Source organism: Kitasatospora sp. NPDC018619 (assembly GCF_044391605.1).
Classification (GTDB): domain Bacteria; phylum Actinomycetota; class Actinomycetes; order Streptomycetales; family Streptomycetaceae; genus Kitasatospora.
This window is the reverse complement of sequence record NZ_JBISAI010000005.1, coordinates 211,464-236,264: the sequence shown is the minus strand read 5'-3', so window position 1 is coordinate 236,264 and position 24,801 is coordinate 211,464. Positions and strand designations below refer to the sequence as shown.

At 75.8% G+C, this 24,801-nt stretch carries 25 protein-coding genes; 7 read left to right on the top strand and 18 right to left on the bottom strand.

Going from position 1 to position 24,801, the window contains the following annotated elements:
* Positions 1-4 precede the first annotated feature (4 nt).
* The 4 genes from leuC to ACH5AR_RS10245 form a co-directional block, all read right to left on the bottom strand.
* A complete protein-coding gene (gene leuC, locus ACH5AR_RS10260; protein ID WP_396300927.1) occupies positions 5-1,408 on the bottom strand; it encodes a 3-isopropylmalate dehydratase large subunit in 1,404 nt (467 codons plus the stop codon).
* Positions 1,408-2,562: a LeuA family protein gene (locus ACH5AR_RS10255; protein WP_396300926.1), complete on the bottom strand. Its 1,155-nt coding sequence runs from the start codon at positions 2,560-2,562 to the stop codon at positions 1,408-1,410. Before ACH5AR_RS10255 ends, leuC begins: the two co-directional genes overlap by 1 nt.
* A 789-nt stretch (positions 2,563-3,351) precedes the next feature.
* Positions 3,352-3,522, bottom strand: a complete 171-nt coding sequence (locus ACH5AR_RS10250; RefSeq protein ID WP_396300925.1) for a hydrophobic protein — start codon at positions 3,520-3,522, stop codon at positions 3,352-3,354.
* A gap of 78 nt (positions 3,523-3,600) precedes the next feature.
* Positions 3,601-4,569 (bottom strand): LLM class F420-dependent oxidoreductase, encoded by a 969-nt coding sequence (locus ACH5AR_RS10245; protein ID WP_396300924.1) that lies wholly within the window; start codon positions 4,567-4,569, stop codon positions 3,601-3,603.
* Positions 4,570-4,730: 161 nt separating this feature from the next.
* Between ACH5AR_RS10245 and ACH5AR_RS10240 the strand changes: the two genes are divergently transcribed.
* A complete protein-coding gene (locus ACH5AR_RS10240) occupies positions 4,731-5,027 on the top strand; it encodes a WhiB family transcriptional regulator (RefSeq protein WP_396300923.1) in 297 nt (98 codons plus the stop codon).
* Positions 5,028-5,111: 84 nt separating this feature from the next.
* On the opposite strand, the gene ACH5AR_RS10235 is transcribed toward ACH5AR_RS10240, so the two are convergent.
* The 5 genes from ACH5AR_RS10235 to ACH5AR_RS10215 are packed head-to-tail and all read right to left on the bottom strand — an operon-like array spanning position 5,112 to position 10,560.
* Positions 5,112-6,104, bottom strand: coding sequence for an ABC transporter ATP-binding protein (locus tag ACH5AR_RS10235; RefSeq protein WP_396300922.1), 993 nt, complete (start codon positions 6,102-6,104; stop codon positions 5,112-5,114).
* Positions 6,101-7,123: an ABC transporter ATP-binding protein gene (locus tag ACH5AR_RS10230; protein ID WP_396300921.1), complete on the bottom strand. Its 1,023-nt coding sequence runs from the start codon at positions 7,121-7,123 to the stop codon at positions 6,101-6,103. Before ACH5AR_RS10230 ends, ACH5AR_RS10235 begins: the two co-directional genes overlap by 4 nt.
* On the bottom strand, positions 7,120-8,049 hold the full coding sequence (locus tag ACH5AR_RS10225; RefSeq protein WP_396300920.1) for an ABC transporter permease: 930 nt from the start codon (positions 8,047-8,049) through the stop codon (positions 7,120-7,122). The genes ACH5AR_RS10230 and ACH5AR_RS10225 overlap by 4 nt, the downstream gene beginning before the upstream one ends.
* The gene (locus ACH5AR_RS10220; RefSeq protein ID WP_396300919.1) at positions 8,036-9,004 is read right to left on the bottom strand and encodes an ABC transporter permease; all 969 of its coding nucleotides are present in this window, start codon (positions 9,002-9,004) and stop codon (positions 8,036-8,038) included. Before ACH5AR_RS10220 ends, ACH5AR_RS10225 begins: the two co-directional genes overlap by 14 nt.
* On the bottom strand, positions 9,001-10,560 hold the full coding sequence (locus tag ACH5AR_RS10215; RefSeq protein ID WP_396300918.1) for an ABC transporter substrate-binding protein: 1,560 nt from the start codon (positions 10,558-10,560) through the stop codon (positions 9,001-9,003). Before ACH5AR_RS10215 ends, ACH5AR_RS10220 begins: the two co-directional genes overlap by 4 nt.
* 237 nt (positions 10,561-10,797) lie before the next feature.
* Here ACH5AR_RS10215 and ACH5AR_RS10210 point away from each other — a divergent pair, with 237 nt between their 5' ends.
* The 4 genes from ACH5AR_RS10210 to ACH5AR_RS10195 all read left to right on the top strand — a co-directional run bounded on the left by ACH5AR_RS10210 (position 10,798) and on the right by ACH5AR_RS10195 (position 14,935).
* Positions 10,798-11,397 (top strand): TetR family transcriptional regulator, encoded by a 600-nt coding sequence (locus ACH5AR_RS10210; protein ID WP_396300917.1) that lies wholly within the window; start codon positions 10,798-10,800, stop codon positions 11,395-11,397.
* A gap of 127 nt (positions 11,398-11,524) precedes the next feature.
* Positions 11,525-12,304 carry a tyrosine-protein phosphatase gene (locus ACH5AR_RS10205; protein ID WP_396300916.1) on the top strand — a complete coding sequence of 260 codons (780 nt, stop codon included), beginning with the start codon at positions 11,525-11,527 and terminating at the stop codon, positions 12,302-12,304.
* Positions 12,301-14,070 (top strand): glycoside hydrolase family 3 protein, encoded by a 1,770-nt coding sequence (locus tag ACH5AR_RS10200; protein WP_396300915.1) that lies wholly within the window; start codon positions 12,301-12,303, stop codon positions 14,068-14,070. The genes ACH5AR_RS10205 and ACH5AR_RS10200 overlap by 4 nt, the downstream gene beginning before the upstream one ends.
* Before the next feature lie 217 nt (positions 14,071-14,287).
* Positions 14,288-14,935, top strand: a complete 648-nt coding sequence (locus ACH5AR_RS10195; RefSeq protein WP_396300914.1) for a phosphatase PAP2 family protein — start codon at positions 14,288-14,290, stop codon at positions 14,933-14,935.
* Positions 14,936-15,229: 294 nt separating this feature from the next.
* On the opposite strand, the gene ACH5AR_RS10190 is transcribed toward ACH5AR_RS10195, so the two are convergent.
* From ACH5AR_RS10190 to ACH5AR_RS10170, 5 genes are all read right to left on the bottom strand, one after another.
* A complete protein-coding gene (locus ACH5AR_RS10190; RefSeq protein WP_396300913.1) occupies positions 15,230-15,907 on the bottom strand; it encodes a response regulator in 678 nt (225 codons plus the stop codon).
* Positions 15,904-17,136 (bottom strand): sensor histidine kinase, encoded by a 1,233-nt coding sequence (locus tag ACH5AR_RS10185; RefSeq protein ID WP_396301043.1) that lies wholly within the window; start codon positions 17,134-17,136, stop codon positions 15,904-15,906. The genes ACH5AR_RS10190 and ACH5AR_RS10185 overlap by 4 nt, the downstream gene beginning before the upstream one ends.
* Positions 17,137-17,330: 194 nt before the next feature.
* Entirely contained in the window at positions 17,331-18,182 is an 852-nt protein-coding gene (locus ACH5AR_RS10180) for an ABC transporter permease (RefSeq protein ID WP_396300912.1), read from the bottom strand.
* Entirely contained in the window at positions 18,179-19,165 is a 987-nt protein-coding gene (locus tag ACH5AR_RS10175; protein ID WP_396300911.1) for an ABC transporter ATP-binding protein, read from the bottom strand. Before ACH5AR_RS10175 ends, ACH5AR_RS10180 begins: the two co-directional genes overlap by 4 nt.
* A 141-nt stretch (positions 19,166-19,306) precedes the next feature.
* The gene (locus tag ACH5AR_RS10170) at positions 19,307-20,656 is read right to left on the bottom strand and encodes a cryptochrome/photolyase family protein (protein WP_396300910.1); all 1,350 of its coding nucleotides are present in this window, start codon (positions 20,654-20,656) and stop codon (positions 19,307-19,309) included.
* Between the two features lie 127 nt (positions 20,657-20,783).
* On the opposite strand from ACH5AR_RS10170, the gene ACH5AR_RS10165 reads away from it, so the two are divergent.
* Positions 20,784-21,725 (top strand): aldo/keto reductase, encoded by a 942-nt coding sequence (locus ACH5AR_RS10165; RefSeq protein ID WP_396301042.1) that lies wholly within the window; start codon positions 20,784-20,786, stop codon positions 21,723-21,725.
* 16 nt (positions 21,726-21,741) lie between these two features.
* Here ACH5AR_RS10165 and ACH5AR_RS10160 read toward each other — a convergent pair whose 3' ends face one another.
* Both ACH5AR_RS10160 and ACH5AR_RS10155 read right to left on the bottom strand, forming a co-directional pair.
* A complete protein-coding gene (locus ACH5AR_RS10160; RefSeq protein WP_396300909.1) occupies positions 21,742-22,035 on the bottom strand; it encodes a DUF6479 family protein in 294 nt (97 codons plus the stop codon).
* Between the two features lie 129 nt (positions 22,036-22,164).
* Entirely contained in the window at positions 22,165-22,566 is a 402-nt protein-coding gene (locus ACH5AR_RS10155) for an SsgA family sporulation/cell division regulator (protein WP_396300908.1), read from the bottom strand.
* A gap of 332 nt (positions 22,567-22,898) precedes the next feature.
* Between ACH5AR_RS10155 and ACH5AR_RS10150 the strand changes: the two genes are divergently transcribed.
* A complete protein-coding gene (locus ACH5AR_RS10150) occupies positions 22,899-23,375 on the top strand; it encodes a DNA starvation/stationary phase protection protein (RefSeq protein WP_396300907.1) in 477 nt (158 codons plus the stop codon).
* 116 nt (positions 23,376-23,491) lie between these two features.
* On the opposite strand, the gene ACH5AR_RS10145 is transcribed toward ACH5AR_RS10150, so the two are convergent.
* Both ACH5AR_RS10145 and ACH5AR_RS10140 read right to left on the bottom strand, forming a co-directional pair.
* Positions 23,492-23,743, bottom strand: coding sequence for a hypothetical protein (locus tag ACH5AR_RS10145; protein WP_396300906.1), 252 nt, complete (start codon positions 23,741-23,743; stop codon positions 23,492-23,494).
* 198 nt (positions 23,744-23,941) lie between these two features.
* Positions 23,942-24,625 carry a DedA family protein gene (locus ACH5AR_RS10140; protein ID WP_396300905.1) on the bottom strand — a complete coding sequence of 228 codons (684 nt, stop codon included), beginning with the start codon at positions 24,623-24,625 and terminating at the stop codon, positions 23,942-23,944.
* Positions 24,626-24,801 lie beyond the last annotated feature (176 nt).

The window sequence follows — 24,801 nt, the reverse complement described above, 5'->3', positions numbered from 1 at the left end:
TCTCTCATTCCAGGTCGGCGGGGGCCGACAGCCGCCCGACCACCGCGGTCGCGGCGGCGACCACCGGCGACACCAGATGGGTACGGGCGGTGGCGCCCTGTCGGCCCTCGTAGTTGCGGTTGGAGGTGGAAGCGGATCGCTGGGGCCCGGTGAGCCGGTCGGTGTTCATGCCGAGGCACATCGAGCAGCCGGGCAGCCGCCACTCGGCGCCGGCGTCGAGGAACACCTTGTCCAGGCCCTCCTGTTCGGCCTGTTCGCGCACCTGGACGGAACCGGGCACGACGAGCAGCCGGGTGGAGTCCGCGACCGTACGGCCGCGCAACACCCCGGCGGCGGCCCGCAGGTCCTCGATCCGGCCGTTGGTGCAGGAGCCGAGGAAGACCACGTCGATCGGGACGTCGCGCAGCGCGGTGCCCGGCTCCAGGGCCATGTACTCCAGCGCCCGTTCGGCCGCGGCCCGTTCGGCCTGGTCGGTGAAGGACTCCGGGGCCGGCACCCGCGCGCTCAGCGGCACCGCCTGGCTGGGGTTGGTGCCCCAGGTCACCAGCGGCGACAGCCCGGACACGTCCAGTTCGACGGTCTTGTCGAACGTGGCGCCCTCGTCGGTGCGCAGGGTCCGCCAGTGGGCCACGGCGGCGTCCCAGTCGGCGCCGCTCGGCGCGTGCGGGCGGCCCTGGAGGTAGTCGAAGGTGGTCTCGTCGGGGGCGACGAGACCGGCCCGGGCGCCCGCCTCGATACTCATGTTGCACAGCGTCATGCGGGCTTCCATGGACAGCCCCCGGACGGCCGCGCCGCGGTACTCGATGATGTGGCCCTGCGCGCCGTTGGCCCCGATGCGGGCGATCAGGGCGAGGACCAGGTCCTTGGCGCCCACGCCCTCCGGCAGGTCACCGGTGAACTCCACCGCCATCGTCCTGGGCCGGCCGATGGCCAGGCACTGGGTGGCCAGCACGTGCTCGACGTCGCTGGTGCCGATGCCGAAGGCCAGCGCCCCGAAGGCGCCGTGGGTGGAGGTGTGGCTGTCGCCGCAGACGATCGCCATGCCGGGCTGCACGAGCCCCAGCTGCGGACCCACCACGTGCACGATGCCCTGGCGGCGGTGGCCGAGCTGGTAGAGCTCGACCCCGTAGGTCTCGCAGTTGCGCCGCAGGGTGTCGATCTGGAGGCGGCTGACCGGGTCCTCGACGACCGTCGAGTCGGTCGGGACGTTGTGGTCCTCCAGCGCGACCGTCAGCTCCGGGCGCCGCACGGTGCGGCCGGTCAGCCGCAGGCCGTCGAACGCCTGCGGGGAGGTCGCCTCGTGGGTCAGGTGCAGGTCGATGTAGAGCAGGTCGGGCTCGCCGTCGGACCGGTGCACGACGTGCGCGTCCCACAGCTTCTCGGCGAGGGTGACGGGGGCCTCGGTCATCACGCGGGGGTCCCGATCGACTGGACGGAGAACCGCTCGGCCAGGCTAGCGCGCACGACGTGCAGCTCGTCGCATTCACCGCCGGTGCGGCTGGCGATGTACTCCTGGTAGAGCTCGTCCAGGAGCTCCGGGGTGGCGGGCACGGCGAGCTGCTCCAGCAGGTGCGCCAGGATGACGCGGCCGGAGTGGCGGCCGACGAGCATCGAGCGCTCCCGGCCGACCCGGGCGGGCTCCAGGTACTCGTAGGTCTCCGGGCGCGCGAGCATGCCGGCCTGGTGGATCCCGGCCTGGGTGGCGAAGGAGTACTGGCCGAAGATGGACTTGTTGCGCGGGGTCTCCATCGAGATCGCCCGGGCCAGCACCTGGTAGGCCGCGTACAGCCGCTCGGTTCTGATCGTGGTGGTGAAGCCGTAGTGCCCGGCCTTGTACAGCAGGACGGCGGCGAGCTCCTCCAGGGCGGCGTTGCCCGCGCGCTCGCCGATGCCGCCGAGCGTCACCTGCATCTCGTCGGCACCGGCTTCGAGGCCGGCGAGGGTGTTGGCGACGGCGAGGCCGAAGTCGTCGTGGCAGTGGACGGAGAGCACGGTCTCGTCCGGGATCCACTGGCGCACCGTGTGGGTGAGGTCGGCGAACTCGGCCGGCACCATGCAGCCGGAGGTCTCGCCCAGGGCGATCGTCGTGGCTCCCGACTCCATGACGATCTCGCAGTAGCCGCGCAGCAGGTCGTGCTCACCGCGGCTGGCGTCCTCGACGCCGACCGAGATGTCGGTGACGCCGAGCTCCTTCGCCGTCTTGATGGCCTCGCGGACCTCGGAGTACGCCTGCTCGCGGGTGATGCCGCGCTTGTGCTCCAGGTGCAGGTCGCTGCCGGTGACCAGGAGCTGGATCTGATGCCGCTCGGTGCCGCCCGCCTCGACCGCGATCTCGACGTCCTTGGGTACCGACCGGCAGAACGAGGCGAGCCTGGTCTCCTTCCGCAGCTGGTCGGACATCATCCGGGTCGCCTTGAAGTCCGTCGGCGAGGCCGCCGGGAAGCCGGTCTCGATGACGTCGACGCCCAGGCTCTCGATCGCCAGCGCCACGTCGAGCTTCTGCTCCGCCGTCATGGCGTTTCCGGGCGCCTGCTCGCCGTCGCGGAGCGTCGTGTCGAACACGGAAATGCGGCGGGTCTCTCCAGTTTTTGTGACCACCTGTAAGGCCTTCCCCATTACCGCCGGCGCGGTCGTCCAGTATTCGCCTCGGCGACAACGGTGATCTGTGGAAATGAGTGTCGGAACCGCTGCGCGGAAACCGGCACGCCGACTTGTCGGAATGCCCGGGGGAACTCCCCGTCACCCTGAGCACCCTCCATGATTTAAGATCACCCCGCCGGGCCTCGCTACGTCTTTTCACAGTGACCGAATAGCCCTGGTCGAATCGTGTTCGAGGAGTTCGGACGAGCCGTCGTACGGGCGTCCGGGACCGCCGGCGCCGGGACGGCGGCCGGGCCGCGGGGTGCAGAGAACTGCACCCCGGGACGGCAGGGAACCCGACTGTCAGGGCCGCTCCGGCGGGCTAGCCTCGAAGAGCGGCGGGCGACCGGCCGCCGCTGACCTTCCCCTCCACCCCTCAGGCGAACAGGAAATGCTATGTCTGGATGGCGACCCCAAAAAGAACGTCCGCTGTGGCCCTGGGTGTTGCTCGCCATCGTGGTGGTGGGCGTCTGCATCAACGTGACGCTCAGCCTGGCGTAGCACCCGGCGCGGTCCGCACGGCGGCCGGGGCCGGCCGACTCCCCAGCCGCCCCGGCGCGCCGTCCCGTCCGCATGCCGCGAACGAGGCGACGGCTCTCCCCCGGCCGTCGGCCTCAGCGGTGTGCGGCGGTTCCCGTGAGTGCGCACGGCGGCGGGGGGGGCCCCCGGGGGGGCCCCCCCCCGGCGCTGCGCGGTTGGTTCCGCGGCGGACTACCAGCGGTACCAGCGGCCTCGCCCACCGGCCGTCGTCGTGCCCCGTGCGACGAAGCCGAGCAGCCACACGACGAACACGATGACCGCTGCCCACCAGAGCACCTTCAGGGCGAACCCGGCACCGAACAGGATGAGAGCGAGCAGAAGGACCAGCAGGAGCGGACCCATGGTTTCGACCTCCTCGGTAGTGGTGTGCCCCTCTTCTGCCCCCGGATCGCCGGTGCATGCCCGGCCGCTTCCGAGCCGTCAGAACGCGGCCCGCAGAGCCGGCAGCAGGGTCTCCTCCGCCCACCGCAGGAAGGCGGGCTGGCTGTCCCCGCCCACCTGGACGAGGGCGACCTCGTCGAACCCGGCGTCGGCGAACGGGCGGACGGCCTCGACGAAGTCCTCGACCCGGTCGCCGCACGGGATGGCCTCGGCGACGTCCTCGGGCCGGACGAACCGGCTCGCGGCGGCGAAGCCCGCCGTCCCCGGGAGCTCGGCGTTGACCTTCCAGCCGCCGCCGAACCAGCGGAACTGCTCGTGGGCCCGGCGGACGGCCTCGTCGCGGTCGCGGTCCCAGCACACCGGCAGCTGGCCCACCGCGGGCTTCCCGGCGCCGCCGTGGCCGGCGAAGTCCGAGAGCAGCCCGGCGTCCGGCTCGACGGCGATGGCCAGGTCGGCGAGCCGCCCCGCGAGGGCGCAGGAGGCCGGCCCGGACACCGCCATGCCGATCGGCGGCGGCTGCTCCGGGAGGTCCCACAGCCGGGCGCCGACCACGTCGAAGTGCTTGCCGTGCCGGGTCACGTACCCGCCCGCGAACAGCGCCCGGATGATCTCCACCGCCTCGGCGAACATCTCCAGGCGCACCGACGCGGCCGGCCAGCCCCGGCCGACCACGTGCTCGTTGAGGTTCTCCCCGCTGCCCAGCCCCAGCCGGAACCGGCCCTCGGAGAGCAGTTGGAGGGTCGCGGCCTTCTGCGCCACGACCACGGGGTGGTAGCGGAAGGTCGGGCAGGTCACGTAGGTCATCAGCGGGATCCGGGAGGTGGCCTGCGCCGCCGCTCCCAGGACCGCCCAGGCGTACGGGGCGTGGCCCTGCTCGTCCAGCCAGGGGAAGAAGTGGTCCGACACCACCGAGAAGTCGAAGCCCGCGCGTTCGGCGAGCACCAGGTCGGAGACGAGGCCGCGCGGGCCCCGCTGCTCGGTCATCATCGTGTATCCGATCTGCACCATGCTCCCGCGGGTGCCCGGTACGGGCCGTTCTCCACCCGTACCGGCCGCAGTTCGTCCGATGGCACCAACGAGCGGCCCCGGAGGGCCCAGCGAGGCATGAACGGGCGGGACGGGGTTAGACGGGGGAGGCGACCGACCACCCCGACCGGAAGGACCCCGCCGTGGCCGACCTCTCCCGCCTGAGCGAAGCACCGGAGCGCCGCTGGAAGCGCGCGCCCGGCGGAGCCTGCGCCACCGCCGACAGCCCCGTCTTCGCCCGTCCCGCCGCGGACGAGCCCGCGGCTGCCGCCCGGGCGCGCGAGGAGGCGGCGAAGGCGGTCTGCGCCGGCTGCGAGCTGCGGGTGGAGTGCCGCCGGCACGCGCTCGCCGCGCGGGAGCCGTACGGTGTCTGGGGCGGGCTGACGGAGGACGAGCGGCGCGCCCTGTTCACCAGCGACCCGGTTCCCTCGGCCGCCTGAGCGGTGCGCCCGCCCGGGCGCGGGGGAGCGCAGGGGCCCGGCCGGGTCGTCATCCCGGCCGGGCCCCTCGGCGTGCCCGACGGGTCAGGCCCGGCCGGCGGCGCCGACCAGCGGCCGGTGGCAGGCCACCGTACGGCCGGGGGCGATCAGCCGTGCCGCCGGTTCCTCGGTCGCGCAGCGGGCGTCCGCGAGCGGGCAGCGGGTGCGGAAGCGGCAGCCGCTGGGCGGGGCGAGCGGGGAGGGCGGGTCGGCGGGGAGCAGGCCGGTGTCGCGCAGCGGGCGGCCGGGTTCGGGGACGGCGGCCAGCAGGGCGGCGGTGTACGGGTGGGCGGGGGCGGCGAGCACCGCCTCGGTGGGGCCGCGCTCGCAGATCCGGCCGAGCTGGAGGACCGCGACCTCGTCGCTCACCGCCCGGACCACGCCGAGGTCGTGGGAGATGAACAGACCGGCCAGGCCGCGCTCCTCGGTGAGCCCGCGCAGCAGGTTGAGCACGGTCGCCTGGGCCGAGACGTCGAGCGCGGAGACCGCCTCGTCGGCGATCAGCACGCGCGGCCCGGCGGCCAGCGCCCGGGCGATGGCGACGCGCTGGGCCTGCCCGCCGGAGAGCTGGTGGGGCCGGCGGTCGCCGAACAGGGCGGGCGGCAGGCCGACGGCCTCCAGCTGCCGGGCGACGGTCTGCTCGCGGTCGCGGGCCGGGTCGGGGTGGGCGTCGAGCGGCTCGGCGACGAGGTCGCGGACCCGGCGGCGCGGGTTGAGGGAGGAGAGCGGGTCCTGGAAGACCATCTGGAGGCGGGGCCGGACGGCCCGCAGCGCGCGCGGGGAGAGCGCGGCGAGGTCGGTGCCGTCGAGGGTGACGGTGCCGGTGGTGGGCGGGGGCAGCCGCAGCAGGGCCTTGGCGATGCTGCTCTTGCCGGAGCCGGACTCGCCGACCAGGGCCAGGGTGCGGCGCGGGTACAGCGCCAGGTCGACGCCGCTGACGGCGTGCAGCGGGCCGGAGCGGGTGCGGTGGACGACGCCGAGCCCGGTGGCCTCCAGGACGGCCGTCGGGGCGGGGGCGGCTTCGGGGGCGGTGGTCATGCCGCGGGCTCCGGTTCCTCGGGGGCGGTGGTGTCGGCCGCGCTGAGCGGGAAGTGGCAGTCGGCGGTGTGGCCGTCCGCGTCGGTGTGCCTCGGCGGCCGGGCCGTGGTGCACAGCTGCGTGGCCCGCTCGCAGCGCGGGGCGAAGGGGCAGCCGGCGGCGGGCCGGCCGAGGTCGGGCGGCGAGCCGGGGATGGCGGGCAGGGTGCGCCGCAGCGGGCCGGTGACCCGCGGGACGGAGCGCAGCAGGGCCGCGGTGTACGGGTGCCGGGGGCGGGCGGTGACGGCCTCGGTGGGCCCGGTCTCGACGATCCGGCCGCCGTACATCACGGCGATGCGCCGGGCCCGTCCGTACAGCAGGCCGATGTCGTGGGTGATCAGCAGGGTGGCGAGGCCGCGGTCGAGCCGGTGCTGGTCGAGCAGGTCGAGGACGGTGCGCTGGACGGTGACGTCGAGGGCGGTGGTCGGTTCGTCGGCGAGCAGCAGGGCGGGCTCGCCGGCCAGGGCGGCGGCGATGCCGACCCGCTGGCGCAGGCCGCCGGAGAGCTCGTGCGGGTGGGCGCGGGCGCGCCGGGCCGGGTCGGGAACGTCGACGGCGGCGAGCAGGTCGGCGGCGGTGCGCAGCCGTTCGCGCCGGGACAGGCGGCGGCGGTTGGTGATCGCCTCGGTGACCTGGTCGGCGATCCGGACCACCGGGTTGAGCGAGGTCATCGGGTCCTGGTGGACCATGGCGATGCCGGTGCCGAGCAGCTCGGCGCGGCGGGCGGGGGTGGCGGTGAGCAGGTCCTCGCCGTTCAGCCGGACCTCGCCGGTGGCGACGCTCCTGGTGGTACGGGCCCCGACGCCGAGGACGGTACGGGCGAGCACGGACTTGCCGGAGCCGGACTCGCCGACCACGCCGAGGCACTCGCCGGCCGCGACGGTGAGGCTGACGCCGTGCAGGACGTGCAGCGTCCGCCCGTCGGGGGTGTGCAGGACGGTGTCCAGCGAGCGGACGTCGAGGACGGGGGCGGAGGTCATCCGCGCGCTCCCTTCGTGGTGCCGGGCTTCGCGGCGGCGGGAGCGCCCGAACGCAGGTGCTCCCCGAGGTAGTTGAGGGCGAGGACGGTCAGGCAGAGCACCGCCGCGGGCGCCAGCGAGATCCACGGGGCGCTGCCGAGGACGGTGCGGCCCTCGGCGATGATGCCGCCCCAGGAGGGCTCCGGCGGGCGCAGCCCGAAGCCGAGGAAGCTGAGCGAGCCCTCGGCGACGATGGCGGCCGTGGTGGCGGTGAAGGCGAAGGTGACGGCGGCCGGGGCGACGTGCGGGACGATCTCGCGGCGCAGCACGCGCAGCGGGGCGGTGCCGATCATCCGGGCGGCCTGGACGAAGCCGCGCTCGGCGAGCGAGAGCACGACGGCGCGCACCACCCGGGTGAAGTGCGGGACGGTGAACAGGCCGATCAGCGTGCCGATCACGGTGAGGCCGGGCCCGCGCAGCGAGACCGTGATCATCACCAGGATCAGGCTGGGCACGGACATCAGCAGGTCGATCACGAAACCGATCGCCCTGTCGACCGGGCCGCGGAACCAGCCGGCGGCGAGGCCGAGGGTGCCGCCGCCGAGCAGCCCGACCAGGATGGTCAGGGCGGCGACGGTGAAGGAGGCGCGGGCGCCGGCGACGGTGCGTTGCAGGACGTCGCGCCCGGAGCCGTCGGTGCCCAGCCAGTGGCCGGGGCCGGGGGCGGCGGAGGGGTGGGCGAAGTCGCCGTGCAGCGGGTCGAAGCCGGGCAGCAGCGGCAGCAGCAGGGCGGCGAGGGCGAGGACGGCCAGCCAGGCCGCGGCGGCGAGCACGCCGACGGGCGGGCGGCGGCGGGCGGTGCGTGCCGCCTCGGCGGCCGGGGCGGCCGGGGCGGCCACGGCGGCCGTCTCGGCAGTGGTCTCGGCGGTGGTCTCAGCGGTGCTCATGGGCGATCCTCGGGTCGATCGTGCGGTACAGCAGGTCGACCGCGAAGGTGGCCGCGACCACGCCGACGGCGCTGACCACCACCACGGCCTGGACGACCGGGAAGTCCCGGCCGGCGATGGCGGCGGAGGCCAGGCTGCCGACGCCGGGCACCGCGAACAGCGACTCGACCAGCACCGAGCCGCCGAGCGAGGTGCCGATGCCGATCCCGAGCAGCGTCACCAGCGGCAGGCTGGAGGGCCGCAGGGCGCGGCGCAGCAACAGCCGGGTGGTGCCCATGCCGCGGCTGCGGGCGGCGGCGATGTACGGCTGGTCGAGGGTGTCGAGCAGCTGCCCGCGCAGGGTGCGGGTGAAGACGGCGGCCTCGGTGAGGCCGAGGGTGAGCGCGGGCAGCACCAGGTGGCGCAGGTTCTCGGCCGGGTCCTCGGTGAACGGGGTCCAGCCGGTGGCGGGCAGCAGGCGCAGCTGGACGGCGGCGACCCAGACCAGCAGCAGGCCGAGGGCGAAGCCCGGGACGGCGAGCCAGCCGAAGGTGCCGGCGGTGGCGATCCTGTCGAAGGTGCCGCCGGGCCGCCAGGCGGACAGCAGGGCGACGGGCACGGCGATGCAGAGCGCCACCAGCTGGGCGGCGAGGAACAGTTCGAGGGTCACGGGGATGCGGTCGGCCAGCTCGGTGGTGACGGCGGCGCCGCTGGACAGCGAGTGGCCGAGGTCGCCGTGCAGGGCGTCGGCGATCCACTGCCAGGTGGCGGCGAAGACGTTGCGGTCCAGGCCGAGCCCGGCCTCGTACGCGGAGATCTGCTCGGGGGTGGCGGTGGGGCCGAGGGCGGCGACCGCGGGCGAGCCGGGCATCAGGTGGGGCAGGGCGAGGGCGGCGAGGGCGACCAGCAGCAGCACGGCCGCGGCCCGGCCGACCTGCCCGCCGTAGCGCAGGAAGGTCCGGACGCCGGGGGTCACCGCTTCACCCACAGGGTGGCGGGGGAGACGTTGACGACGGTGCGCCTGGACAGGTCGGGCAGGCCGCCGACCTTGGCGGCGGCGAGGAAGCCGGTGCTGTTCTCGGTGAGGAAGGCCATCGGCACCTCGTCGACGACCCGCCGGGCGGCCCGGTCGTAGGCGGCCGACCGCTGGGCGGCGTCGGTGGAGGCGCGGCCCTCGGCGATCGCCTTTCCGGCCTCGGGATCGGACCAACTCGTGAAGTTCAAGGGCGAGTCGGGGAGGTAGAGGCTGCCGAGCGCGGTGTCGGTGTCGCCGAACAGGCTGGTGACGAAGTCCATCACCTGGAACTTGCGCTGGAACATCGCCGTGCCCAGGCTCGCGCTGTCGAGCGGCTTGACGGTCATCCTGATCCCGGCCTCGCCGAGCATCTGCTGGAGCACGGTGGCGCGCTGCTGGCCCTCGGGGCGGCTGTCGACGAGGTAGTCGAACGCGAGGTCGGGGTGGCCGGCCTCGGCGAGCAGGGCGCGGGCCCTGGCCACGTCGCGGGGCGGGTGGCCGGCGGCGGTGTGGTACGGGGAGCGGGAGCCGATCGGGCCGTTGGCGACGGAGCCCTGGCCGAGGTAGACGACCTTCTCCAGGGCCTCGCGGTCGATCGCGTAGCGCACCGCCTGGCGGACCCGCACGTCGTCGAAGGGCGCCGCCTTGGTGTTGAACAGGACGGTGCTGGTGGCGCCGGGCCCGGTGGCGGTGCGCAGCCCGTCGGCGGCGGCCTGCTTGAGCTGGCCGGGCGTCTCGGCCCAGATCAGGTCGGTGTCGCCGGAGCGCAGAGACTGGTAGCGGCTGTCGGTGTCGGGCAGCACCCGGTAGACGAGCTTGTCGGCGTGGCCCCTGGCGCCCCAGTACGCCGGGTTGCGGGTCAGCGTGACGGAGACTCCGGGCTGCACGCTCTCCACGGTGTACGGGCCGGAGCCGACGGCGGGGGAGTCGCCGGCCGGGGCCTCGGAGACGTAGCCGAGGGCGCGGGTGAACAGGTTCGGGAAGGCCGCGTCGGGCGCCCTGAGGGTGAAGGAGACGGTGGTCGGTCCGGTGACGGCGGTGGTGGCGATGGTGGCCGCGTCGGTGGCGCAGGCGCACTTGCTCTCCGGCTTGGCGAGCCGGGCCACGTGGTCGGCGACGGCCCGGGCGTCCAGCGGCTTGCCGTCGCTGAAGGTGACGCCCTCGCGCAGGTCGAGGGTCCAGACGGTGGCGTCCGGGTTGGAGGCGAAGGACCGCGCGAGGTAGGGCTGCACGCTGCCGTTGTCGCCGTTGACCATCAGCGGGTCGTACAGGGCGTTGGCGAGGACCATCAGCGGCATCGAGGTCAGGGTGCCGTCGGCGGGGTCGAGCTTGGCGAACGGCCGGTCCAGGCCGATCCTGAGGGTGCCGCCGTCCACCGCCGGTCCGTCGCCCGCCGCGCCGGCGGTGTTCCCGGCGGCGGCGCCACCGCCGGTCAGCGCGTCGTCGGAGGCGGAGCAGGCGGTGAGGGAGAGCGCGGCGCTCAGGGCCGCCGATGCCAGGAGGTAGTGGCGCTTCATGGTTCCTCGGTTCGGGGGAATGGGGGGCGGCCCGGGGGAGGTCGGCCGCCGACGCCCCACACCATTCCGGAAGTGGCAGTACTGCCAAAAGGCAGTTATGCAAATTCCGGATGACGACGATCGGAAGAGTCGGCGCCCGCCTTGAGCGAGCCCGGCCGGTCGTGATTCGGTACTGCCAGCGGCCCCCTCGGCGGTGGCCCACGCCCACTCAACCCACCGAGAGGAAACGGAAGAACGATGCAGGGGACGGACACCGTGGCGGAGCCGGGCATGCGCGACCGCAAGAAGGCGCGCACCCGCGACAGCATCCGCACCGCGGCGCTCGACCTCTTCGAGGAGCAGGGCTACGAGCGCACCACCGTGGACCAGATCTGCCGCCGCGCCGACGTCGCCCACCGCACCTTCTTCCGCTACTACCCGGCCAAGGAGGCCCTGCTGTTCGGCTGGGACTTCGGCCACGTCGTGCTCGACGCCTTCGCCGCCGCCCCCGCCGAGCTCCCGCTCTGGGCCGCACTCGAACACGCCGTGACCGCCACCGGCGGCCGGCTGGAGGAGCCCGTCGAGCACACCGAGCGCCGCCGCCGGCTGCGCCGCGGCCTGCTCGACGTCCACTCGGTGCACAACTACGCCCTGGTCGTCATCGACGCCTTCACCGAAGGCACCGTCACGGTCGCGGCCGAACGGCTCGGCACCGATCCGGCCACCGACCTGCGCCCGGCGGCGTTCGGCGCGCTGTTCGGCGGCATGGTGCGGCGCCACGTCCTGATCGGCCAGGACACCGGCACGCTGGCCGACTGGGTCAGGGCCTACCGGGACGTGCTCGGCACCGCCGACTGACCGACGACCGACCCCCCCTCCCGGACGCGCCGCAGGCCGTCCGGACGGCACCGCACGCCCACCTGCCCCCGTGCGCGGTCCGCCGCGCGCACCCGCACACCCTTCGCACTTCCCGAAAGGCCCCCGCATGTCCCTGGTCAACTTCCGCGACCCCGCCACGCTCACCGACCCCGAGGGCCGGTGGATCCGCCCCGGTGCGCTGTTCCGCTCCGCCCAGCCCTTCCCCCGCGCCGACGGGGCCACCGTCGCCCAGCTGCGCGCGCACGGCATCACCACCGTCGTCGACCTGCGCGGCGAGGCCGAGAGCAGCCCCGAGGACTGGGCCGCCGTCGAGGCGGCCGGCCTCACCGTCGTCGCCGCCCGGATCGATCCGAGCAACGACGAACTCGCGCGGGCCATGCGGACCATGACCACCGCCGAGGACCTCGGCGCCTTCTACCTGCTGATGGCCGAGTCCGCGCCGCAGGCCGTCGCGGCCGCCGTCGAGGCCGCCGCCCGCCCCGGCGGGGTGCTGGTGCACTGCGCCGCCGGCAAGGACCGCACCGGGCTGCTCACCGCGCTGCTGCTGGAACTGCTCGGGGTGCCCGCCGAGGAGATCGTCACCGACTACGCCCGCACCAACGAGGCGATCCAGCAGATCTGGGCCGGACTCGCCGACCGCAACCGCGCCGCCCTGAACGAGGTCGAGGCCGGCCGCATGGTCGTCCCCGCCCCGCTGCTGGAGGCCCCCGCCGGGGCGATGACCGGCTTCCTCGCCCTGGTCCACGGCACGTACGGCGACGCCGCCGGCCTCCTGGCCGCCTGCGGGGTCACCCCCGGGACCGTGGAGGCCTTCCGGGCCAAGGCCGCCGCACCGGCCGCCGCGCCGGGCGCCGCCCGCACCGGGGCCGCCGGGGTGACGGCATGACGACGGCCCTGCTGCACCACACCGACGGCACCCCGTTCCGCGACCTCAACCACAACGGCACCATGGAGCCCTACGAGGACCCGCGGCTGCCCGTCGAGGAGCGGGTCGAGGACCTGCTCGGCCGGATGACGGTGGAGGAGAAGGCCGCGCTGATGCTGCACGGCCGGATGCTCCCCGGCGAGCACCCGCCGTTCCCCTCCGGCGCGCACCTGATCACCGAACGCGGCCTCACCCACTTCGCCATGATGGCCGTCCCGGACCCGCGCGCGATGGCCGCCTGGAACAACCACGTCCAGGACCTCGCCGCGGCCGGCCGGCTGGGCATCCCCGTCACCCTCTCCTCCGACCCGCGGCACGGCTTCACCGCCAACCCCGCCACCGCGTTCACCGGCGGCGGCTTCAGCACCGGCCCCGAGCCGATCGGCCTCGCCGCCACCGACGACGCCGACCTGGTGCGCCGCTACGCCGACCTGATCCGCCGCGAGCTGCGCGCCGTGGGCATCCGGGTCGCCCTCCACCCGATGGCGGACCTCGCCACCGAGCCGCGCTGGGCCCGGATCAGCGGCACCTTCGGGGAGGACCCGGAGCGCGCCTCGCGCATGATCACCGCCTACGTCGAGGGCCTCCAGGGCGAGCGGATCGGCCCGGACAGCGTCGCCTGCATGACCAAGCACTTCCCCGGCGGCGGCCCGCAGGCCGGCGGCGAGGACTCGCACTTCGCCGCCGGGCGCCGACTGGCCTACCCCGGCGGCGAGTTCGAGACCCACCTGCGCCCCTTCGAGGCCGCCTTCGCCGCGGGCACCGCGCAGATCATGCCCGCCTACGCGATCCCCTCCGGCAGCGGCCTCGCCGAGGTCGGAGCCACCTTCAACCGGGACGTCGTCACCGGCCTGCTGCGCGGGCGCTACGGTTTCGACGGCGTGGTCTGCACCGACTTCAACGCCCTCACCGGCATGAGCGTGCCCGGTGTGGGCACCCTGCCGCCCCGGCACTGGGGCGTCGAGGAGCTGACGGTCGCCGAGCAGGTCGTGCTCACCCTGGACGCGGGCGCCGACCAGCTCGGCGGCGAGACCGACCCGGAGCTGATCCTCGGCGCCGTGCGGTCCGGTGCGGTCACCGAGGCCCGGCTCGACGCCTCGGCCCGCCGCATCCTGCGGGACAAGTTCCGCCTCGGCCTGTTCGACGACCCGTACGTCGACCCGCGGGCCGCCGCCGACCTGGTCGGCTCCCCGGAGGGCCGGGCGCTCGGCCGCGAGGCCCAGCGCCGCTCGGTGGTCCACCTGTCCGGCGCGCCGCGCCCGGCCGCCCGGCTGTACGTCGAGGGCGTCGACCCGGCCGTCGCGGCCGGGTACGGCACCGTCGTGGACCACCCGGGCGAGGCCGACCTGGCCGTCGTCCGGCTCGCCACCCCGTACGAGCGGCGCGAGGGCCTGCTGGAACAGCACTTCCACGGCGGCTCCCTGGAGTTCGACCCGGCCGAGGCCGACCGGCTCACCGCGCTGGCGGCCGCCGTCCCCACGGTCTTCGCCGCCCAGCTGGAACGGCCCGCCGTGCTCACCCCGCTCGCCCCGCACGCGGCCCTGCTGATCGGCGAGTTCGGCGCCGCGGACGAGGTGGTGCTGGACGCCGCGCTCGGCCGCGCCCCGATGACGGCGACCCTCCCGTTCGACCTGCCCGCCTCCGACGCCGCCGTGGCTGCCTCCCGCGAGGACGTGCCGTTCGACACCGAGGCGCCGCTCTTCCGCTGCGGCCACCGGGTGGGCTGAGCTCCGCCGCGCTCGTGCGTCGCCGCAGCGGCGGCGGGCTCGCGGGCGTGGTCCGGTACCGGGCGGTGGCCGACGGGCAGTGAGCCCGTACCGGGGGCGCGGACTGCGGCGGCCCGCCGGGGCCGCGTCGCCGTGCCGGGCCCGGGCCGGGCTCGCTACGCTGGCCGCGCGGGGCTGCGGGTCCGGTGGCCCGGGGACGGACCGGAGGGCCGGGTTGGTGACTGACCACACGACGGGGCGGCGGTGGCTGCCGGTGCTCGCCGCCTGCTGGCTCTGCTTCGCCGTGCTCGCGGCGGTGGTCGCCGTCCACGGCTGGCGGCCGTTCGGCTTCGAGCGGGCCGCGATCGACTGGGCCGTCGCCCACCGGCCGTCGGCCGCCCGTACGGTGGCGATGGCCGTGACCTCCCTCGGCACCGGCGCCTTCCCCTACCTCCTCGCGCTGGCCGCGGGCGTCATCGCCGCCCGCGCCGCGCGCCCGCCGACCCGCGGCGGGGCTGCGGTCGTGCTGCTCCTGCCCGTGCTGTGGCTGGCCCTGGGGCAGCTGGTGCGGCAGGGGCTGATGCACGCCTTCGGCCGTCCCCGGCCCCCCGTGGCGGACTGGGCGTTCGCCCCCGACGGCTTCGCCTTCCCCTCCGGCCACGCCTTCACCGGGGCCCTGTGCGCGGGCCTGTTCGCGCTGGCTGTCGCCCGTGCGCGCCCCTCGGCGGCCCGCCCGGCCGCCGTCGGCGCGGTGCTGTTCGCCGTCGTGATCGGCCTCAGCCGGATCTACCTGGGCGTGCACTGGCCGCTGGACGTCGTGGGCGGCTGGCTGCTCGCCGTCGGGTGGCTCGCCCTGGGCGCTGTCCTCCGGGGTCGGAACCGCTGAGGCGGGGGCGGGGCTGGTGATGCCTGGTTGCTCGCCGGGTGCGGCCTGCGCCGGCCCCGGCGACTCGCCGACGACGAGCCGTCAGGAGCCCGCGCCGCCGGAGTGTTTCAGGTCCGCACGGGCCCGCAGGAACACGAGGGAGTCGGGGTCGTCCTCGGAAGTGCGGGTCTCCGATCGCGACGTGGATCCAGGTCGCGGCCGCCCGGCCAGGGGGATCGCCCGGGAGCAGCCGGAGGGCTTCGATGTGCGGTCGGCCTCTCGCGTTCGGCGGCTGTCCGTGCCGCCTCCGTGGTCTCAGAGCGGCGGGTTGGGCCGGGCCAGCCCGTGGTCGTAGGCGAAGATCACCGCCTGGACGCGGTCGCGGGCGCCGATCTTGGCCATCACCCGGCTGACGTGGGTCTTGACCGTCGACTCCGCGAGGACCAGCCGGCGGGCGATCTCGCTGTTGCTCCAGCCGCGGGCGACGGCCACCAGGATCTCGTGCTCGCGCTCGGTGAGGGCGCTCAGCCGGGCGTCCTCGGCCGGGGCGGCGCCCGCCGGGCGGGCCGGCAGGTGGTGGGCGTACGCGTCGAGCAGGCGCCGGGTGATCGCCGGGGCCACGACGGCGTCGCCGCCCGCCACCGCGCGGATCCCGGAGAGCAGCTCCTCGGGGCGGGCGTCCTTGAGGAGGAAGCCGCTGGCGCCGGCCCGCAGGGCGGAGTGGGCGTACTCGTCGAGGTCGAAGGTGGTCAGCACGAGGATGCGGGAGCGGCCGCCGGAGGCGACGATCCGGCGGGTGGCCTCGATGCCGTCCATGCCGGGCATCCGGATGTCCATCAGCACGACGTCGGGGCGCAGGTCGGCGGTGAGCCGGACGGCCTCGGCGCCGTGCGCGGCCTCGCCGACGACCTCGGTGTCGGGCTGGCTCTCCAGCAGCATGCGGAAGCCGTAGCGCTGCAACGGCTGGTCGTCCACGATCAGCAGGGTGGTCACGTCGGGTCGCCTGTCGGGTCGGGGGTGAGGTCGAGCACGGCCTCCACGGTCCATCCTGCCCCGGGGCCCGGCCCCGCGGTGACGGTGCCGCCGTACAGGGCCGCGCGCTCCCGTATCCCGGCGAGGCCGTGGCCCTCGCGGGCCGGCCGCCCGGGCGCGGCGGTGCCCCCGGGCGGGCCGCTGTCCTGCACGCGCACCCGCAGCCGGGCGTCCCCGCAGGTCAGGGTGACCCGGGCCCGGGTGGCGGGGCCGGCGTGCCGCAGGCTGTTGGTGAGCGACTCCTGGACGATCCGGTAGGCCATCAGCTGGACGCCGCGGTCCAGGCCCGCCAGGTCCCCGGCGGCGGTGTACACCACCTGGGGCCCGGCCGCCCGGATGCGGTCGCACAGCCCGTCGAGGTCGGCGATGCCCGGCTGCGGGGTGAACTCGGCGGCCTCCTCGCCCTGGTCGCGCAGGACGCCGAGCATCCGACGCAGTTCGCCGAGCGCCTGGCGGCTGGTGTCGCCGATCAGCAGCAGTGCCTCGCGCCCGCGCTCGGGGGAGGCCTGAGCCGCGTACGCGCCGCCGTCGGCGAGGGTGACGATGACGGACAGGTTGTGGCCGATGATGTCGTGCATCTCCCGGGCCACCCGGGTGCGCTCGGTGACGGCGGCCAGCCGGCTGCGCTGGTCGCGCTCGATCTCCAGGCGGGCCGCACGCTCGCGCAGCCCGGCGAGCTGGGCACGCCGCACCCGTACCGCGATGCCCAGGGCGACGGCCGCCGTCGCGGCGCTGAACAGGAAGAACAGCGCGTCGCCGACGGGCAGGTCGGCGGACACCTCCGCGGCGACCAGGGACGTCGCCGCGGCCATCGCCGCGCACGCCCACGCCAGGTGCCGCAGGCGCCCGTGCAGGGCCAGGCTGTAGAGCGCGACGAGCAGCGCGGCGTCGGCGCGCAGCGCGGCGCCCAGCGACCACTGGACGACGAAGACGGTCATGATCGCCGCGAACGCCGCCGTCGGGCGCCGGCGGCGCCACAGCAGGGGCAGCACGAGCCCGGCCTGCACGGCGAGCATGGCGGCCGGCGGCAGCCGGGTGAAGTGGATCCGGTGCTCGCGGTCGTGGTCGACCTCGGGGTGGAGCAGGTCCGGCAGGCAGAACAGCAGGAGGACCGCGAGGACCACCGCGGCGTCCAGGACCCACGGGTGGGCCCGGTCGGCCTGCCGGACCCGCTGGCCCAGGCCGGCCAGCCGCGCGAACGCCGGGTGCGCGGAGAACGGGTCGGCCCCCGAAGGGCCGGTACCGGAGGACGGGTCGGCGCCGGACGGCGTTCCGGGCCGCCCCGGCGCCCGGGTGTCGAGGCGGCTCACGGGCGTCACCTGTCGATCGGGGAGACGGGGAGGGTGTGCGGCACCCGGCGGGCCGGGCACCGCACCGGAGTCTGTCAGACGTCGCTGCGCACCAGCCGCACCGCTGCGCCCGCCAGGGCGAGCACCGTCCACAGCAGGAAGACCGCGAGCCCCACGCCGGGCGACAGCGTGCCCGCGTCGTGGTGCAGGGCGAACATCGCCTCGCCCGCATGGCTGGGCAGGTAGGGGCTGATGTGGTCCTGCCAGGCCGTGGGCAGCAGCGAGACCAGGCCGGGGACCAGCATCAGCGTGGCCACCAGCACCGAGATGCCGCCGGCCACGGAGCGCAGCAGCGCCCCCAGGGCGACGCCGATCACGCCGACGAGCGCCAGGTAGAGGCCCGCGCCCAGCAGGCCGCGCACGGCCCCGGCGCTGGAGAGGTCCATCGCCACGCGGGTGCCGGCCAGGATGCCGCTGTCGACGAGGAAGGCGACGAACGCGCCGGCGGTGCCGAGCAGCAGGGCGATCACGCCGAACACCGCCGCCTTGGACCACAGGACGGGCAGCCGCCGGGGCACGGCGGCCAGGGTCGAGCGGATCATGCCGGTCGGGTACTCGCCCGCGGCGGTCAGCACGCCGAGCACACCGAGCGCGAGCTGGGCGAAGTTGGTGCCGAACAGGGACAGGCTCAGCGCGCTGGCGTCGGCGAAGTCGCGGTCCAGGTGCCGGCCGGAGTCGAGCCTGGACTTGAACTGGACGGCGGCGATCAGGCCGAACGCGACCAGGAACAGCAGGGCCAGGCCGAGGGTGATCCAGGTGGAGCGCAGGGACCACAGCTTGGCCCACTCCGAGCGCAGCACGCGTGCACCGGTGACCTTGTGGACGGGGCGCGCGGGGCCGCCGCGGCCGGCGGGCGTGGCGGTGGGGTTCGGGGCGAGGGTGCTCATGCCGCGCTCCTCGGGGCATCGGTGGCGGTGCCGGCGGTGGCGGCGCCCGCGGTGGCGGGCGTGCCGGCGGCGGCGTTGGTCGTGCCGTGGTACTCCACGGCGTCCCGGGTCAGGTCCATGAAGGCCTCCTCCAGGGAGACCGTGCGGGTGGCGAGCTCGAACAGGGCGATGCCGTGGGCGGCGGCGGTCAGCCCGATCTCCCGGGCGGTGCGGCCGGTGACCAGCAGCTCCTCGGAACCGGAGCGCCCGGTGATCTCCACACCGGGGCCGGCCAGCAGGGAGCGCAGCCGGGCCGGGTCGGCGCTGGCCACCGTGACGGCGTTGCCGCCGGCCTGGCGGACGAGGTCCTGCACGGTGGTGTCGGCCAGCAGCCGGCCCCGCCCGACGATGATCAGGTGGTCGGCGACGAGGGCGACCTCGCTCATCAGGTGGGAGGAGACGAAGACGGTGCGCCCCTCGGCGGCGAGCGAGGTGAGGAGGTTGCGGATCCACAGCACGCCCTCGGGGTCGAGGCCGTTGACCGGTTCGTCCAGCATCACCGTCGCCGGGTCGCCCAGCAGGGCGGCCGCGATGCCCAGCCGCTGGCCCATGCCGAGCGAGAACGCCCCGGCCCGCTTGCGCGCCACCGACCGCAGGCCGGTCAGCTCGATGACCTCCTCGACGCGGCGGCGGGGGATGCCGTGGGTGTGGGCCTGGGCCATCAGGTGGTTGAACGCCGAGCGGCCGGGGTGGACCGACCGCGCCTCCAGCAGTGCGCCGACCTCCCGGAGGGGCGCGGCGTGCTCGGCGTAGCGGCGGCCGTTGACGCGCACCGAGCCGGCGGTCGGCGCGTCCAGTCCGACGATCATCCGCATGGTGGTGGACTTGCCCGCGCCGTTGGGCCCGAGGAAGCCGGTGACCGTCCCCGGCCGGACCGTGAAGTCCAGCCGGTCGACGGCGGTCTTCTCCCCGTACCGCTTCGTCAGCTGGTGCGCCTCGATCATCGCTCGTCCTCGTCCTCGGGCTCGTGGGCCGGGCCGTCCCGGCTGCCGGTGGGTTCCACGCTAGGTGCGGCGGCGCGGCGTTCCGCGGTACCCGGGGCCCGTCCTCGCCGCACGCGTGGTACCCGGGTACCACGGCCGGGCTCAGTCCAGGCCGCGCCCCCGCCGGAACCGCTCGGTGAGGGCGTCCGGGGCGAGGATCGGCGCCGGGTAGTCGGGAGCGGGGTCGAGCAGCCAGGGACGGTGCACGGACGGGCCGGGCAGGTGCGCGAGTTCGGGCACCCAGCGGCGCACGTACGCCCCGTCCGGGTCGTAGCGGTCGGCCTGGCGCAGCGGGTTGAGCACCCGGTTGGGGCGGGTGTCGGTGCCGGTGCCGGCGACCCACTGCCAGTTGAGCTGGTTGTTGGCGACGTCGCCGTCCACCAGCAGGGCGAGGAAGTGGGCGGCGCCGATCCGCCAGTCCAGGTACAGGGACTTGGCGAGGAAGCCGGCCGTCACCAGCCTGGCCCGGTTGTGCATCCAGCCCTCCTCGGCGAGCTGGCGCATCCCGGCGTCGACGATCGGATAGCCGGTGCGGCCGCGCCGCCAGGCCTCGGCCTCGCGCTCGTCCCGGTGCCAGCGGTCCTCCCGGGCCCGGTAGTCGCGGTGGGCGGCGTCCGGGCGGGCGGCCAGCACCTGGTAGTGGAAGTCGCGCCAGGCGAGCTGCCGGACGAAGGCCTGCGCGCCCTCGCCGCCGTGCCGCAGGGCGCGCTCGACGAGTTCGGTGGGGGACAGGCAGCCGAAGTGCAGGTACGGGGAGAGCCGGGAGGTGGCGTCCGCGGCGAGGTCGTCGTGCACCCCGGCGTACGCGTCGAGGTCCCAGCGCCGCCACCGCCGCCTGGCCGCGCTCTCGCCCCCCGGCGGCAGCGCGGGCGACAGCGGCCGGGTGCGCGGCAGCTCCTCGCCGCCGATGCCGTCCGGGGTGTCGACCGCCCGCGGTGCGCCCAGCACGGTGCGGCGGGGCGCCTGCTGCCAGGCGCGGTGGTACGGGGTGAAGACCGCGTAGTGGTCCCGCCCGGCCGGGGTGATCCGGCCCGCCGGGAGGACCGTCAGCGAGGCGTCGTGGACGTGCAGCCGCTCGCCGAACAGGGCGCGCAGCCGGGCCTCCCGCCGCTGCGCGAAGGCGCTGACACCGGCGGCGACGTGCACGGTGGCGGTACCGGTCCCGGCGCCGACGGCGGCCTCGGCCTCGGCGGCGGCCCGGGCGGCCTGCTCGGCGGGCTCGCCGCGGCGCACGACCAGCCGGGAGCCGGCCCGGCGCAGTGCGGCGTCCAGGTCGGCCAGGCAGTCGGCCAGGAAGGCCTGCCGGTTGGGCGCGGCGAACCCGGCTTCCTCGACGGCCGGGTCCAGGACGAACAGCGGGACGACCCGCTCGGCCGCGGACCGGGCGGCGTGCAGCACGGGGTTGTCGTGCAGCCGCAGGTCCTGGGTGAACAGCGCGATCGATACGGTCACGGGGGCGCCTCGCAGGTGGTGCCGTCGGGGTCCGGACAGTCCTACCGGATCGGCCGAGCCGGCCGCGACGCGCGTTCGCCCGAACGGCCCAGCGGCTACGGGCGCCGACGGCAGGCGCCCCGTCTCGATCGTCGGACTCGGCACCTGGCAGCTCGGCGCGGACTGGGGGGACGTCCGGGAGGAGGAGGCGCTGGCCGTGCTGGACGCCTCGGTGGACGCCGGCGTCGCCCTCTTCGACACCGCCGACGTCTACGGCGACGGCCGCAGCGAGCGGCTGATCGGCCGCTTCCTGAAGGACCGCCCGGACGCCGGGGTGTTCGTCGCCACCAAGTTCGGCCGCCGGGCCGAGCAGCGGCCCGAGCACGACAACCTGGCCGACTTCCGCGCGTGGGCCGACCGTTCACGGGACAACCTGGGCGTGGAGCGGCGCGACCTGGCCCAGCTGCACTGCCCGCCGACGCCCGTCTACGCCACGGACGAGGTGTTCGACGCCCTGGACACCCTGGTGGACGAGGGCCGGATCGCCGCCTACGGGGTGAGCGTGGAGACCTGCGCCGAGGCGCTGACCGCGATCGCCCGCCCCGACGTCGCGAGCGTCCAGATCATCCTGAACGCGTTCCGCCTCAAGCCGCTGGAGCGGGTGCTGCCCGCCGCCGAGGCGGCCGGGGTGGGGATCCTCGCCCGGGTGCCGCTGGCCTCCGGGCTGCTGTCGGGCCGCTACGACGCGAACACCGTCTTCGGGCCGGACGACCACCGCACCTTCAACCGCCACGGCGAGTCCTTCGACCAGAAGGAGACCTTCTCCGGGGTGGACTACGCGACGGGCGTCGAGGCGGCGGCGGAGTTCGCCGCGCTCGCACCCGGGGGCGCGAGCGCGGCGCAGACGGCGTTGCGCTGGGTGGCCCGGCAGCCGGGCGTCACGATGGTGATCCCCGGTGCCCGCAACGTGGCACAGGTCCGGGCCAACGCGGCCGCCGGCGGGCTGCCGCCGCTGCCGCCGGCCACCCTGGCCGCCGTGCGGGAGCTGTACGACCGGCGGATCCGGGCCCGGGTGCACGCCCGCTGGTGACGGCGGACGCGGCCCGTCACGGGGACCGGCGGTGCGCCCCGGCGCGGGGGGCCCGGCGGTCCGGATCCCGGCCCTCCTCGCGGTCGGTGGGCTCGCGCCCCGGAGGGCGCGGACCGTCGCCGTCGGGAGTGTGCCAGGAGTCGGCGCGGGCCGCCGGGGCACCCCTGGCCGGCCCCGGCCGTCGGCGGTTCAGGTAGCGGCTGCCCCAGGCGAACGCGCCGATCAGCAGCACGGCGATGGCCAGGGCGGGCACGGCGACGGCGATCAGGGAAGGCCCGTCGGCCGTGGCTGCAGGCGGTGGGTTGGTCATGGTCCGTTCCTCTCCTCGTGGTCCGTCCGCTGTTCCGACGGCGGGCCCGGCCCCGGGGGGAGGTCCGGGGCCGGGGCGCCGCGTGAGACCCGCCTACCCCACCGGCCCGGGGGCATGCCCCTCGCCCGCTCAGGCGAGCAGCCGCGCGAGGGCGGCGTCGAGGTCCAGGTGCTCGGACTCGGAGCCGGCCGGTACCAGCCGGTAGGAGTCCAGCAGGAAGGCCGCCACCACCTCCCCGGGGATGCTGATCACGGCCCGCGCGCTCGGGGAGCGCAGGGTGACCAGCACCCGGCCCTCCGGCCCGGGGGCGACGGTCACGTCCCCGCAGCCGGCCGGGCCGTGGAGCCCGCGGTCCAGCAGCTCGCGCGCGAAGACCCAGTGCGCCCGGTCGTCCTCGCCGAGCAGGGGGAAGGCCAGGCAGACGGCGTAGGGCGACGCGCTGTCGAACCGCAGCTGCGCCTCCACGGCGACGTCGGGGAACGGGCCTTCGGGCAGGGTGACGGCGGTGGACCAGGAGGTGGCGACGGTCATGCTGTGGACTCCCGTTCTGGCGTGGCACCGGTGGGCCCCGGCCCGGTCGGCCGGTGGCGGCAGCGCTCGGTTACCCGCCCGCCCGGGGCGCATTCCTCACTGCCCGCGCTGGCCGGTCACCGGACCGGATCCGCCGGCCGGGTGGTTTCCGTCCCGTGGGACCGGGCAGTCGCGGGACGACCCCGTTGCCCGGTCGGTCGTCCGTCCGTGCCCCGGTGGCCGGGCCCCGTGCCCGGCCACCGGCGCCGGGCACGCACCGAGGGCCGGGCCGGGGCCTTTACCGCCCGTGCGGGGCCACGTCGACGCGCCCCCGAACCGGAAGGATGTCAACGATGGGAATCGTCATCAGCAGCCCGCTGCCGGAAGGCGACCGCAAGACGGTCGGGACCGCCCTCCAGGGCACCCTGGTCGATCTACTGGACCTCTCCCTGGTCGCGAAGCAGGCGCACTGGAACCTCTACGGCCCGCGGTTCCGCTCCGTCCACCTCCAGCTCGACGAGGTGGTGGCCACGGCACGGGACTTCGCGGACCAGGTGGCCGAGCGCGCGGCGGCCGTCGGGGTCGCCCCGGACGGGAGGGCCGGCACGGTGGCCGCCAGCAGCAGCCTGCCCCCCTTCCCCGAGGGCTGGACGGCGGACAGGACGGTCGTCGAGTACCTGGTGACGGCGTTCGCCGCGGTGATCGAGCGCCTGCGGGCGCGCATCGAGGAGACCGGGCCGGCCGATCCGGTCAGCCAGGACCTGCTGATCGGTCTCACGGCCGCACTCGAGAAGCACAGCTGGATGTTCCAGGCGGAGAACCGGAGCTGAGGAGCCCGGCGGCGGCGCCCGGACCGGCCGCGCCCCGGCCCCTGACCCCGGAGCCCCGCCCCGGCGACCGTACGCCGGGGCGGGGCTCCGGGGTCAGCGCGTGAGCGCCGGGAGCCTCACGGCGCCACGGAGTCGGCCGCGGGCGGCTCGGGCTCCTCGCCCTCGTCCGGCTCCGCCTTGCGCCGGACGTCGGCCGGGGTGGGCGCGGTGATGGAGCGCTCCTCGGCCGAGCGCTCACGGGCGCCGACCGCGCCCCCGGCCTTCGCCCGGACGTCGCGCGGAGTCGGCGCCGTGATGGAGCGCTCCTCGGCCGACCGCTCCCGCGTCGGCTCGTCCGGCTGCGATCCCTGCTCGTCGGATGTGCTCATGGGCTCGTACCCCTTTCCGGTCCTGCGCTTCGACGGTTGGGACACCGGACGGTTGCCCCGGATGCCGGTTTCGAACCGGGCGGGCGGCATCCGGCGTTCCGGGCCCGCCCGGCGCCGGTCGGGCCGGCGCTCGGCCCCCCGACCGTAACCCGGGGCCGGGAGCCGCGCCGCCGGACGCGTCCGAGGCCGGGGCACGGCTCAGGGCCGCCCGCCCCGGTCCTCCCCGGGCTCCCGGTCGTCCGCCGGCTCCCGGCCGCCCCCGGCCGCGGTACCGGCCGTGGAGGACCGGTGGCGGCGGCGCAGGTACCAGACGGCCAGGGCGATGACCACGCCCCCGCCGATCACGAGGGCGAGGACCCGCCCGACGGTGCCCTCGACCCGCGTGTAGGCGGCCCCGGCGAAGTAGCCGAGCAGGGTGAACCCGACGCCCCAGAGGAGGCCGCCGAGGGCGTTGAACACGAGGAACCGGCGGTAGCGCATCCGGGACATCCCGGCCAGGGTGGGCACCATGGCGCGGAAGAAGGCGACGAAGCGCCCGAAGAAGACGGCGGCCGGCCCGCGCCGGCGGATCAGCTCCTGGGCCTGCCCGACCCGGTGCGCGTGGCGTCGCATCGGGCGGGTGTCGAGGATCTTCGGGCCGATGTGGCGGCCGATCTCGTAGCCGGCGGTGTCGCCGAGGACGGCCGCGCAGACCACGAACAGGACGAGCCAGCCGAGCGAGATCCTGCCCTGCTGGGCGAGGAAGCCGCCGAGCACGGCCGCGGTCTCGCCGGGGACGACGAAGCTGAAGAACAGGGCGTCCTCGACGAACACCAGGCCCGCGACCACCGCGTACCCGACCGGGCCGGACAGGCCGCTCAGCCAGTCGGTGATCGAGTGCATCGGCCACCCCGCTCCGGGATCGGCGCCCCTCTCCGCCTCAATGTAGTGCGCGGGGCCGCGGGGGGGGCGGGGCGGCCCCCCCCCCCCCCCCCCCCCCCCCGGGGGGGGGGCCCCCCCCCCCCCCCCGCCGCGCGGGGGGCCACCCCAGAAAACAACCGCCCGCGGCCGGGGGGGCC